Here is a 13,170-nt window from a genome sequence, read left to right as displayed (position 1 = left end):
ACATATGAAAATGTATAACCGCTGCACGCTTTTTAGCACGTTATCTGTAACATACCGTGTTAATCAATTCCATAAAACCGAGTATAGTGTAAGTGAATTTCGAGTAATTGTCATTATGATTATATGGTGGTTAACTTATTTTTTAAATTCTGATTAAATTTCGTTTTTTATCAGTTCATCAGGATTTATGAAAAATCTGGACGTAAAAAACATATTTACGTCCAGGCTTTCTTTTTAGCAAATCGATTTCCCGGTAAAATAGGGGGTCGACCACATGCGCTTATATTCCCATTCAGGCTTTAGTATGCCGATGGAAAAAAGTAATTTTTTTTGTCTTTCCTGGCAGTAATTTCTGGCGCGGCTAATATTTAGCCACATTAGTATGCTGCCGGGACTGAGTGGCCTGCACTCATTTTTAATTGCACCATTAGATACGTCAAAGTAGACGTTCATCTGGCTTTCAGATTTCAGTACGATATCAAATGCACAGGGTATCCCTTCAATATAAAGAATATGCCCAAACAGAAGGTGATGCAGTTGACTAAAAAAGTTGGCAAGGTTATCAGCGGGATAGCAGGATGAAGTATTGCCGAAACGAGACTGAAATAACTCGATAAAAATATGAGTCAGTTCATCAGAAGAACAATCAGCAACGCTTTTTACACTACCGCCTTTTTTAAGAAATTGCTGATATTCATTACGGCGTCTTTTTTCAAACTTAGAAGAGAACGTTTCTTTGACCAGACAATTTTGTTTTTTTCTGGTGAGTTTCCATATGGCATTGCGTATTTGTGGCTGATGCAACGCCGAAAGCCGGTTAGTACGATCGGGTAAGAAGCAGCGTAAATCTGGTGCCATCGGAATAAGTATTTCATCTGACGATAGCGGGAAGGTTCTGCGCGTCAGGATGCCAATATTTTGATCATTACAGATAAAGTAGGCGCCTTTAATCTTATCGTCTTCTTTATAGTGGAAGAATTTAAAATGCCAGTTATGGCGCTTCATAAAATAATCCACAATATCTGGGTGCATATTGATACTACCGCCGTATTGCGTAAACACCTCCCGGTATAGGGTAAAGGAAGACGGCTGCCAGCGGGTTAATATACGCTTAACTTCTTGTATTTTCACCAAAACTCCTGACTTAGCTTACTGAAAATTCTATTTTGTATTATTTTTTTGCTTAACCAAATAAAAATGTGAAAAATGTTTAGCTTGTATTTAATAGTTAACATGCTAATCGATGACGTTATGGTGAAGGGAATAAGATTAAGATGTTGATCATAGCATGAGTGAAAGCGACGGTTTAATGCCGCGCTTTTCACTCGCAAGCCATTCTGTATTTAACCATCCAGTAGCGATACAGATTTCAAAGAGATCCGCTGAACGGTAGCAGGATCTGCACATCCGCGTATGAAATAGTTCTACCGGGAGAGGCTGTTAACCTCTTGTATTATTGTATCCAGAATATGATAGCGTTTCCGATACTCTGCGCGTTTTTTGCTGGGGATACTTTCAGGCGCTTTACGCATCACCTGTGATGGCAGATGATATAAGGCACCTTTCTTAACGCCGTTTAGCGACTCCCAGAATTCACTATAGCTGGCCACAAAAGTTTTTTTCTTCTGGAATAAGTACCTGAGTTGACGATAAACATGGTTGTTTTCACTTACCGCATAAATCTCGTCGACATTACAGGCCTGCATCAATGTTGCAAATGCTTCATACAGCATCCGTTTAGGAAAGAGACCGTAACAATCTTTGGTGGCGTTACGTATGACTTGTGGGCCGACATGTTTACTGGGCCCTTGTAACCCGGCAACCAGCGCTATTTGCTTCCCTTCATGACGGATAAAGGAAAATGATAAACGTGCCAACGGCGTATCATTGAAGCACAGCGTTAATGTCAGTTCACCTTCCCTGTCATAGCCACAGGGACCGCAGTAGATATCTACCAGAGCACCGTTTTTTCCTTCCAGGTGAGCGAGTAAGATTTGTTCCTCGGACAGAAGGATCTTTTTAATTTTACTTTCCGGAAAGGACTGAACGAACTGGTAGTGTTCCAGAATAGCTCTTGCCCGGCAACGTATGCTAAGCCCGGTATACAAATAGGGCCGCTGGATTTTTGCCGGCAATAGGGGACGATGAATGATCAGCGTTCTGGGCTGAGACAGATGGCATAATTCATTGAAGTATTTAATTGTCGTTACGGGGTTAATAAGGCAACGTAATACAAATTTATAGCGAAACTTACGCTCTCCCCAGCGTTTATGGCGATAAGGCGTCTGCGCCATGACTTCTTTTAACATTAATAATGGATTATATCTTTCCATATCACTTTGCTGCATCGTCATACTACGTCCCTACTACTCGATAGACTTATAACCGAGACGGTAGCCTGATTGAGTTAAACGTAAAGGCAACGAAGAAGGCCTGTACAGACGACGTTGTTAAACAGTTTATCAATGGCAGCAATAAAACGCCTGAACACGCTTTTTAATAGATTTTCTGCTAATGAGTGGGATGAGTCCTGAACGTAGTATTAAAACGAATGCCGTGTTTATTATTTTAAATAATGTTTATACTCTAAATAATTCGAGTTGCAGGAAGGCGGCAAGCGAGTGAATCCCCAGGAGCTTACTAAAGTAAGTGACTGGGGGGAGGGAACGCAGCCGCAGCACATGCAACTTGGTATGACGAGTATAAGCCAATATATTTATTTAGCTGGTATTGTGTAAGCCAGACAGCAAAGCGTCGTGATACGTTATTATGTAACCAGACGCAAAGGGGGTATTCACCTTATCTCTAAATGCAAATCTATATGATAAATTTTATCATGTACCATGTTGCTATCTCTGGGAGAAAATATTATGCAGCGTTCACTCGATAGTCTGGCTGGTATGGCTACATCTGCTTTTGGCGCGGGGACTTCTGCTGCTATGCGGCAAGCCACCTCTCCCAAAACCATTCTGGAATATATCATTAACTTTTTTACCTGTGGTGGGGTGCGTCGGAAAAATGAAGCACAGTATCAGGAATTGATAGACACTATGGCTGATACATTGAAAAGTTCAATGTCTGACAGAGGTGCTCCGTTGCCAGAAAACATTATACTGGAGGATATGGGCGGGTTTCGTGTCGAATTTAATCTTCCTGGTGAGAATAACGAAGCTGGACAAGTTATTGTACGAGTCAGTAAAGGCGACCATTCTGAGACGAGAGAAATTCCGCTTGTCTCTTTTGAAAAAATATGTCGAGTTTTACTATTCAGATACGAATTTTCTCTCCCTCAGGATTCTGTAATGTTAACTGCCCAGGGAGGCATGAATCTTAAAGGCGCTGTCCTTACCGGAGCAAATCTGACGGCAGAAAATTTATGTGGCGCAGACCTAAGCGACGCAGATTTAGGGGGGGCAGTACTGTTTATGGCGGATTGTGACGGTGCAAATTTTAAGGGTGCAAATCTATCGGGAGCATCATTAGGCGACAGTAATTTAATGAACGCCTGTCTGGAACATAGTATTATGTGTGGCGCTACCCTCGATCGCGCTAATCTTACTGGCGCCAATTTACAATACACAAGTCTGTTAGGCTGTAGCATGGTAGAATGTCTTTGCTCCGGTGCAAATATGGATCACGCTAATATTTCAGGCGCAACCCTAATACGTGCTGATATGAGCGGTGCGACATTACAGAGTGCTACTATAATGGCTGCTGATATGGAAGGCGCTATCTTAACCCGGGCAAACCTGCGAAAGGCTAGTTTCATTTCTACGAACCTGGACAGGGCTGATTTGGCTGAGGCTAATTTAAATAATACCTGTTTTAAAGATTGTACACTAACCGATTTGCGTACCGAAGACGCCAGAATGTCTACAAGTACACAAACACTCTTTAACGAATTTTATAGTGAAAATATTTAGCCCTTTTTGACGTGAATCTGAAATAAAAGAAATGTAAGAATAACTATCTGCTACTGAATAGTAGCCGAGAGTTAATTATTTACAGTATCTTTTATTATTACAGGAGTATGCGACGGTAAAAATATCTGAATAACTATTTCTATTTTCTCAAGTAGAACTTCCAACTAAAGCGAATTGTTTGAAAAGGAAAACGTTATGCCTGGATGTATAAGTGCCTGTTCATGCGTTGCCAGTCCGACGCCTCCCGATCCTAAGGCCCCCCCTAAGCCTAAGTGGATAGAGTTAAAAGGTTATTGTGTTACATGTACTAGTCAGGAGGATATTCGTCCACCTAAGGAGGGTGAACCAAAGCAAAAAATGACACCCAGTGAGTTAGTGCTGTTACGAGGTCTTTTAAAAGACCTGGGGGTAACACAACATCCCTGGCAAGACCCGACAGTAAAATCCACTAACTGTGGGTTGCCATATTTTCCAGTAGTTCCTGGAGAACGAGAAACCGATGTTTAATGGTTTTCAGTCTGCAAAGCGCCTGATAAATATTACCAGGCGCTTTGTATTTTGGCGCCAACATCACTTTCATTGTCATATATCGAATGACTACAATCGTATCCGATCCCGCCATTACCCTGACGGCAAACTGTAAGAACGGTTCGCCGTCGGCAGGGAAGCGGCGGTGAACCCTGAACCGCGCTATACCATCTTATCTGGGTGTTTATTATCATTAATGCTTTGAAAAATAATTAATTTCCTCTATTCCTGTTTTGTAAAACCTTCGTTCAGTAGGCGCATTCTGCCCCCCTTCCCGGATTTACTGGCAAAGCGGAGCCCGGACAGAGAGTCATATTGCAAAATCCCATTTCCGTTTTCTTATTACCAGATTTTTGCGGTCGAAAGATTGCCTTTTTCTTAATTGAATGATAATTATTATCATTAGCATATGATAATAATTACTATATAGACGTAACCTGGCAAGGATGTGAGCTTGAGGGCAACAGCGCTACTTTAGACATTATTTAGGGAATGGGTATGAGAGTTAAGAAGTTCATCTGGTTAATAACCGTGGTTTCTACAGGGGTTAATAGTCCATTATCAGCAGCAGAATCTACAGACGACAACGGCGAAACGATGGTGGTTGAATCCACCGCCGAGCAAGTATTAAAGCAGCAGCCGGGCGTTTCGATTATTACTCGTGACGATATTCAAAAGAATCCTCCCGTTAACGATCTTGCCGATATTATTCGTAAGATGCCTGGGGTTAATCTTACCGGCAATAGCGCCTCGGGGACGCGCGGAAATAACCGACAAATTGATATTCGTGGTATGGGGCCGGAAAATACCTTAGTGCTGATTGACGGCGTGCCGGTGACGTCGCGAAATTCGGTTCGCTATAGCTGGCGCGGAGAACGCGACACCCGTGGCGATACAAACTGGGTACCGCCGGAGATGGTAGAACGTATTGAAGTGATCCGTGGGCCCGCCGCCGCGCGCTATGGCTCCGGTGCCGCAGGCGGGGTGGTGAATATCATCACCAAACGCCCCACTAATGACTGGCACGGCTCGCTGTCGCTCTATACCAACCAGCCGGAAAGCAGCAAAGAAGGTGACACCCGGCGGGGTAACTTTAGCCTTAGCGGCCCGTTGGCTGGAGATACGTTGACGATGCGCCTGTACGGTAATCTCAACAGAACCGATGCCGACAGCTGGGATATTAACTCCTCCGCCGGTACCAAGAATGCCGCCGGACGGGAGGGGGTCACCAATAAAGATATTAATAGCGTCTTCTCATGGAAAATGACCCCGCAGCAAATCCTTGATTTTGAAGCGGGATACAGTCGGCAGGGGAATATCTATGCCGGCGATACGCAAAACAGTACTTCAAACGCGGTTACCAAAAGTCTCGCGCAGTCTGGGCGGGAGACCAATCGCCTGTACCGGCAGAATTACGGTCTAACTCATAACGGCATCTGGGACTGGGGGCAAAGCCGCCTGGGGTTCTACTATGAAAAAACCGATAATACCCGCATGAATGAGGGGCTCTCCGGCGGCGGCGAGGGGCGTATTACCAACGACCAGACGTTCACCACTAACCGCCTGACCTCGTATCGCACCAGCGGCGAGGTGAATGTCCCGGTGATATGGCTATTTGAGCAAACGCTCACCGTCGGCGCGGAGTGGAACCGCGATGAACTGAACGATCCTTCCTCTACCAGTCTGACGGTTAAGGATAGCAATATCGCCGGGATATCCGGTTCGGCGGCTAACCGTAGCAGCAAAAATAAATCGGAAATCAGTGCGCTGTACGTTGAAGATAATATCGAACCCATGGCCGGTACCAATATTATTCCGGGTCTGCGTTTTGACTATTTGAGCGAATCCGGGAGTAATTTTAGTCCCAGTCTTAACCTTTCCCAGGAGTTAGGTGAATACGTCAAGGTGAAAGCCGGTATTGCCCGTGCCTTTAAGGCACCGAACTTGTATCAAACCAGTGAGGGGTATTTACTCTATTCGAAAGGAAACGGTTGTCCAAAAGATATTACGTCGGGCGGCTGTTACCTGGTCGGTAATAAGAACCTCGATCCTGAAATTAGCATTAATAAAGAGATTGGGCTGGAATTTACCGTAGACGATTACCACGCAAGCGTCACGTATTTCCGTAACGATTATCAGAATAAGATTGTCGCAGGTGATAAAATTATTGGCAGAAGCGCATCTGGCGCTTATGTATTGCAATGGCAGAACGGCGGTAAAGCGCTGATTGAAGGTATTGAAGCCAGCATGGCTGTTCCGCTGATGCCGGACCGTCTGAACTGGAATACCAATGCGACTTATATGATCGCTTCTGAGCAAAAAGATACCGGCAATCCCTTATCGATAATCCCGAAATATACGGTGAATACCTTCCTCGACTGGACTATTACCAGCGCGCTCTCCGCTAACGTCAACTGGACGTTATACGGCAAGCAAAAACCGCGAACACATGCGGAGTCGCGTAGTGAAGAGACCAAAGGATTGTCCGGGAAAGCGCTGGGGGCTTACTCACTGGTCGGCGCTAACGTTAATTACGATATCAACAAGAATCTGCGTCTTAATGTCGGTATCAGCAATATCTTCGATAAACAGATCTATCGCTCCGCCGAAGGGGCAAATACCTATAACGAACCGGGTCGGGCTTATTATGCCGGTGTGACGGCCTCGTTTTGATGGATTATGCCCGCCGCTGGCGGGCATATTCTGGCGGCGGGTTAATGGCAGCGTGGTTTTTGGCTTGCCGGTTCGCGACTGATATCCAGCAATGCACTGCGAAAAGAGGCGTTAAACATGGGCCCGTGGCCCAGGCCCGGGTAATGCTGCAGGGCCGCGTTAACGCCGTTGTTCTCAAGCGTTCTCACGGTCTCCTGAACTTTTTGCAGGAGCTCGGCCATCTGGCGTTGCCTGCTATCCCCATTCGACGCTGAACCTTCCATTATGATGAGTTTTTTATGGCAGAACAGCGACGGCTTCACTGTCGTAAGGCGATTCAACAGGGCAAAGTTATCCCTGCTGAGTGACGGGCTGGCGCTGTAATAGATATGAAAGAAGGATGACGACAGCCAGGAGTCTAAAACGAACAGGCCGCCATAAGAATGTCCCCATACCCCGCGCCGTTCGGGGTTGATGGTTATTCCTTGTTCCACCTGCGGCGCGATATGTCTCTCCAGTAGCTGGCGGAACGCTGGCCCGCCGCCGGTCTTACGATGAAAACGCGGGTTATTTTCACTGCCTTCGATTCCCGGCGCCGGCGTATAGTCATAAGCTCTGCCGTTAAGATCAAACGGCAGGTTAGTCTGATAGCCAATCGCCACAATCACCGGCGGCGAGTGGTCTGCCAGCTGTTTGAGCAGCGTCTCCGGCAGTCTGTCCATCACTGCGTTGCCGTCCAGCATATATAAGACAGGATAACCCGACGGCGGGGCGGCTTTATTGGGAGTAGCGGTCCATACCCGGTAATGTCTTGCGCCATCGGCAGATTGAAAGTCATTGACCCTAAAATGGTAATATCCCGAACCTTTATCAGCAATATTCGGTCCTAATGGCTGCATATCCGGCTGCGCATAACTCAGCGCGCTAAAACAAAAACTCACTAAAAATAGCGCCATGCGATAGCACTTGTTGTGGTACTGGCGACCATACATCGGATGTGATTCCTTTTTGGCAGGTGAAGTTTTATCGGGGCAGTAGACGTAATCCGTCAATCAGCGCGCCGCGCCACCAGGCATAATCGTGACCGCCGGTGTACACGCTGCAATGGCTTTCAACGCCGGCGGCGCGCAATTTTTCATGCAACTGTTTGACCTGCGGGACCGTCGAACCTTCCAGCGATCCCACGCACAGATGCGTACGTACGGCTGGCGAGGGCGCGGATAACACATGTTCGCTGACCCATGAGCGCTCTTCTGCGCTGAAATGGCCCGGGCGATTGCGGTTGTCCGGCGTCCACCACATTGAGGGGGAGTGGCTCAGTACCAGGCCGAAGCTCTCTGGCGCGTGGCGGGCCGCCATCAGCGCGGTCACGCCGCCGAGGCTTTGCCCAGCCAGCACCGTTTGTGTACGGTCCGCCCACTGTCGTTCCGGGTATTTGGCGCGAAGGGTTGGCAGCAGGCGTTCGGCAATGTCGAGCACCAGCTCGCGGCGACCGCCGAGGATTGCGACGCGTTCACGCGCGTTGATGTTATCAATGCCGAGTACGGCCACCGGCGCGATGCGTCCGCTGCGGATGGCGGCGTCAATGGCGGCGCTTACCCCAAGATGGTCGAACCAGATCTCGCCATCCGTTAGTACCAGTAAGCCCAGCGGTTGTACGACAGGAACGTCAGGAAGATACAGCCGCACACGGCGACGTTGTCCGGCGAGCCGATGCTCTGAGGTGAAAAGCTGCCCGGCGTAAGCGCGACAGCCTGACCACTCCTCCTGTGCCGGGGCATGATCCAACGCCAGAACGGACTCCTGCGCATTACCCCGAACATTTATTCCCGGCGTGCTGTTCAGCGGGTCCGCCTTCCCGACAAGGGAGGCGAAACGGCTTCCAAGCTGCAATACCGTCTCGTCCGGGGTTTCCGGTGGTATTTCGACCATCGTATAGGAACCGCAGTAGGACGCCGGTAAGCGAAGCGTCAGATGCCAGATATCCGTTGTGGGCAGTTGCGTCATCATACCTTTCGCCACGTTATCTTTATCGGTGACACGGTTCAGGCGAACATAAACCCCCCGCAGAGGAGAGGCGGCACGCCACAGGAAGGTGACTTCCCGTTCATCGTCTGCGCCGTTAATGGCTGTCACCAGCGGCAGTGCGAGCGAGTTTGCTTCTCGCCAGAAGTGAGAAGCGTCAACCTGGCTTCCGGCGGCGAGTTGACGGCGAAGGCGCGTAGCGGTCTGTATAGCGACAGGAGCGACGGGCGGGCTCAGTCTCATTCTTTGTATTCCATCTCATTTATATTTCGGTCAGTATCAATAGCTAAAGCGGCTGTTACAGGAACAGCCGCTTGCGGGCTTTCTTTTGCGTAAATCGTGGCGATAAAAACTATCCTACGACCTCTCCTTGCGTATCGCGTGTCTGGCCGATGCTGTCCCGCCACAGACGAGCATACAGGCCATGAGCCGCTATCAACTGCTCATGGCTGCCATATTCAGCGATACATCCTTTATCGATTACGACAATCACATCGCAGCGGCGAGCGGTGGTCAGCCGGTGCGCGACGATAAGCGCGATGCGTTTCTCGGTATGCGTCACTCCGGTAAGCGAGGTTATTAAGCGCTCCTCGGCGCTGCGGTCAATACGCGCTGTCGCCTCGTCGAGCAGCAGAATGTGCGCCTGCGCCAGTTGGGCGCGGGCGAGGGCAATCAACTGACGCTGGCCCGCGGACAGATCCGTGCCGCCGTTATTGACCGGAGTACGAAACCCCAGCGGCAGATGTTGCACAGTTTCAAAGAGTCCCGCCTGTCGCGCCGCGATCTCCACCTCCGTGTCGCTGCTGTCTGGCCGCGAATAGCGGATATTTTCGGCAATATCGCCGCTAAATAATGCGACATCCTGAGTGACCAGCCCCGTCTGGCGACGATAATCACTAAGCGACGCGGCATCAATTAGGCGCTCACCGACACGGATTTGCCCGCTGCCGGGAGAGTAGAGCCCGGCCAGCAGCTTGATCAGCGTCGATTTGCCGGCGCCGCTACGTCCGACCACCGCGACTACCGTTCCTGGCGGAATGGTGAGCGAGAGCTTATCAAGCACAGGTTGCGTTTTTTCGGGATAGCGGAATGTCAATGCCTCCAGACGTAGCGCGCCGCCAGTGCCAGGCGTTATGGAGGACGGTTCAATATTCTCCGTTTCCTCAGTCGCCAATAGCGCATTGATATGTTTGCCGCTGGCGGTCGCCTGCTGCCAGGAATCGACAATGCCTGACAACTGCTGTACCGGGCCATAAAATTGTCCCAGTAGCAGGAAGAACGCCGCCAGTATCCCGGGCGTCATTTCGCCTTCGGCGACCCGGGTCGCTCCGATTAAAAGCACGGCGGCATAGGCAGCCTCGGTGCAGAAGGTCAGGAACGGAAAATAGACAGCAAGGTATTTTTGCGCCCGCACGCGGGTGGCGCGGAAGTTGTCTGATAACGCCCGTAGCCTGGCGGCTTCCTGCTTCTGTTGGCCGTGTGACTGCACTACCCGCATACCGGAGACCTTTTCCTGAAGCGTACTGTTCACCTTACCAATTTCCAGCCGTGCCTGGGCGTAGGCAGGCGAGCTCAAACGGCGGTAAATCCACGTCGCCAGCATCACTACAGGCACGGCGCTTAATGCCGTTAATGCAAGAATGGGGTCAAGCCAGAACATTGCCGCGGCGATAGCGACCATCGTCACGATGCTGGTGGCCGCGCTGGCAAGACCGTTTTGCAGAAATCGGGCGAGTGAATCAACGTCGACGGTCATGCGAGTAAGACGCGAGTCGATGTGCTTCTCGTGCCAGGGAAGACTCAGGCGTAGCAGGTGGCTGAAGCTGCGTAAGCGTACCGTATGCTGTACCGACTCTGCCGCGCGGGCGGCGAAGATCGTTTGCAGCGCATAGCAGCACCAACCGATCGCCACCAGGCACAGCGCGAGCAGGGCGCATATGCCAATAGTCGACATATCCCCTGCGGCAACGCCTGAGTCAATACCGCGCTGCAAAAGCACCAGCACGCCAACGCCTGCGGCGGAATCAAGCGCGATAAGCAGGGCGGCGATGACGAACATCCAGGCTACTGGCGTCAGCAGCGATGAGACTTGACGCCCGTGGCCTGCCAGCGCCATCTGTACGGCGCGTTCTGGAACGCGCGTCATCCGGTCGACAAAACCTTTTCCGGCGGGTGTCTGGCGCTCATGCGCGTCGTCGGATTTTGCCGCCTGCGTTGTTGGCCATAGCGCACGTTGTTCCGCCGGGGCGAGGGCGAGAAAATCACCCTCGCCGCTCATCAGCGAGCGAAACGTCGGACACCTTGCATCCAGCTCCGCCTGGGTACCGATATCCACGACGCGGCCTTTATCCAGCACGACGATCCGATTGGCTAACTGCAGCGTTGAACGGCGGCGTGCAATCACCAGCAGCATATGCTCATTATCGGCATAACGACCAAGAGCCGTGTTAATTTCCGCTTCAGTACCGGCATCGACCGCCGAGGTGGTGTCATCGAGAATCAGCAGTTCCGGCGCGGTAATCAGTGCCCGGGCTAGCGCAATACGCTGGCGTTGGCCGCCGGAGAGGTTGCTTCCGCGTTCGGTCAGTCGGGTGTTGAACCCCTGCGGTAGCGCATTGATGAACCCGCTGGCGCCTGCGGCATCGGCGGCGCGTCGAATGTCGTCCTGAGTCGCTTGCGGGTGCCCATAGGCGATGTTTTCCGCCACCGTACCGGCAAACAGAAACGCGTCTTCAAACACTACGCCAACGCGACGACGAAGCGCCGTCAGTTTCAGGTCGCGAATATTCTGTTGACCCGCAGTGGTGTTGAGCCACACCCCGCCGGAGGTGGGATCGTAAAAGCGCGCCAGCAACATCAGCAATGTTGATTTTCCGGAGCCGGATGCGCCAACCACTGCCACGGTTTCACCGGCGTGAATGGAAAACGAGATCTCATTGAGGATACGGTTACCGTTGTCGTAGTGGAAACTCATCTTCTCCACGTCCAGCCCGATAATCTGACCCTCAACCGACTCAGTACCGTCTTCCATGCGAGAACGCGTGTCGATAAGCGCGAAGACGCGCTCCACCGACGCCTGTGTGCGCTGTGCGATAACCAAAAACGATGCCAGTACGCGGGTAGGGCCGGTCAGCATAGCGAGAAAACTCGCGAACGCAACGAAGGTTCCCAGATCGATGCGCCCATTCATTACCGACCAGCCGCCATAGCACAGCAGGACGATTTGCCCTATCACCGGTAGCGCCAGCATGGTTGCGCCCGGCATCGCCTGCGAGATAGCGGCGCCGATGCGTACCCGCACCATCTGCCGCGACTGAGCATCGAGCCAACGCGTTTCGCGCAACTCCGCCACGCAGGACTTCACCACTGAGATCTGTTCCAATACTTCGCGCATATGCTCCGTCATGTGCGCCAGCCGGTCTGAGGCAAGCCCCGTTTGCGCGAAAACACGGCGACGGGCGCGCAGGGCGGTAATAGCAAGGGCGGCCAGTACGCAAATCACGATAAGCGTCATGGATGGCGACATCCATAGCATCACCGCGATACCGGCCACATAGTAAGTGAGCACCGCCAGCGGCACCGGACACATCTGTAGCAAGGTGTGTACCTGTTGAAGATCGCTGTTGGTACGCGAAATGACCTGCCCGGTACGCAAGGCGTCCTGGCCTGCGCCGTCCAGTTTTTGAATACTGTCGAACGCACGGCTACGTAACGTATGCTGAACCCACAACGAGAGTTCTCCGGCATAGCCGCGGCGCACGTAATTCCCGATAAAATCAAAAAGGGCAATTAACAGCAGGCCGCAGGCAAGTAACGGCAGGTGGGTCGTATCGCCTGCTATCGCGTCATTGACGGCCTGACGCGTTATTAGCGGCGTCAGCGCAGCCAGTAAAATGGTCGATACTGATGCTACGATGACAATGATGCTCAGTGTTTTACGTTCCCAACACACGCGGGCAAGGCGAACTATCCAGGCACGAGCGGGCATGGGGGAATGAGTCGCGGGCATTAAGCCTCCTTATCGGTGAAAGATGAGATATGG

General features: G+C 50.8%; 8 protein-coding genes. 3 read left to right on the top strand and 5 right to left on the bottom strand.

Going from position 1 to position 13,170, the window contains the following annotated elements:
• Nucleotides 1-234 precede the first annotated feature (234 nt).
• Together ACLJPQ_RS15560 and ACLJPQ_RS15555 are read right to left on the bottom strand one after the other, a co-directional pair.
• The gene (locus ACLJPQ_RS15560; RefSeq protein WP_080185148.1) at nucleotides 235-1,131 is read right to left on the bottom strand and encodes an antimicrobial resistance protein Mig-14; all 897 of its coding nucleotides are present in this window, start codon (nucleotides 1,129-1,131) and stop codon (nucleotides 235-237) included.
• A 293-nt stretch (nucleotides 1,132-1,424) separates the two neighbouring features.
• Complete coding sequence (locus ACLJPQ_RS15555) at nucleotides 1,425-2,354, bottom strand: VirK family antimicrobial peptide resistance protein (RefSeq protein WP_023231816.1); 930 nt, start codon at nucleotides 2,352-2,354, stop codon at nucleotides 1,425-1,427.
• Nucleotides 2,355-2,870: 516 nt separating this feature from the next.
• Between ACLJPQ_RS15555 and pipB2 the strand changes: the two genes are divergently transcribed.
• The 3 genes from pipB2 (at nucleotide 2,871) to ACLJPQ_RS15540 (ending at nucleotide 7,124) form a co-directional block, all read left to right on the top strand.
• Nucleotides 2,871-3,923, top strand: a complete 1,053-nt coding sequence (gene pipB2, locus ACLJPQ_RS15550) for a type III secretion system effector PipB2 (RefSeq protein ID WP_080185146.1) — start codon at nucleotides 2,871-2,873, stop codon at nucleotides 3,921-3,923.
• Between the two features lie 174 nt (nucleotides 3,924-4,097).
• Nucleotides 4,098-4,430 (top strand): hypothetical protein, encoded by a 333-nt coding sequence (locus ACLJPQ_RS15545; protein ID WP_077248411.1) that lies wholly within the window; start codon nucleotides 4,098-4,100, stop codon nucleotides 4,428-4,430.
• Between the two features lie 519 nt (nucleotides 4,431-4,949).
• A complete protein-coding gene (locus ACLJPQ_RS15540; RefSeq protein WP_001747679.1) occupies nucleotides 4,950-7,124 on the top strand; it encodes a TonB-dependent siderophore receptor in 2,175 nt (724 codons plus the stop codon).
• 41 nt (nucleotides 7,125-7,165) lie between these two features.
• On the opposite strand, the gene ACLJPQ_RS15535 is transcribed toward ACLJPQ_RS15540, so the two are convergent.
• From ACLJPQ_RS15535 to iroC, 3 genes are all read right to left on the bottom strand, one after another.
• Nucleotides 7,166-8,095, bottom strand: coding sequence for an alpha/beta hydrolase (locus ACLJPQ_RS15535; RefSeq protein ID WP_080185145.1), 930 nt, complete (start codon nucleotides 8,093-8,095; stop codon nucleotides 7,166-7,168).
• Between the two features lie 31 nt (nucleotides 8,096-8,126).
• On the bottom strand, nucleotides 8,127-9,371 hold the full coding sequence (locus tag ACLJPQ_RS15530) for an esterase family protein (RefSeq protein WP_080091268.1): 1,245 nt from the start codon (nucleotides 9,369-9,371) through the stop codon (nucleotides 8,127-8,129).
• Between the two features lie 109 nt (nucleotides 9,372-9,480).
• Nucleotides 9,481-13,137 carry a salmochelin/enterobactin export ABC transporter IroC gene (gene iroC / locus ACLJPQ_RS15525; RefSeq protein ID WP_080178420.1) on the bottom strand — a complete coding sequence of 1,219 codons (3,657 nt, stop codon included), beginning with the start codon at nucleotides 13,135-13,137 and terminating at the stop codon, nucleotides 9,481-9,483.
• Nucleotides 13,138-13,170: the final 33 nt, after the last annotated feature.

The sequence above is a fragment of the Salmonella sp. SAL04213 genome (assembly GCF_046550535.1).
Lineage (GTDB): Bacteria > Pseudomonadota > Gammaproteobacteria > Enterobacterales > Enterobacteriaceae > Salmonella > Salmonella enterica.
Note: the sequence above shows the minus strand (reverse complement) of the source record. Positions and strands in the feature narration are given on the sequence as shown.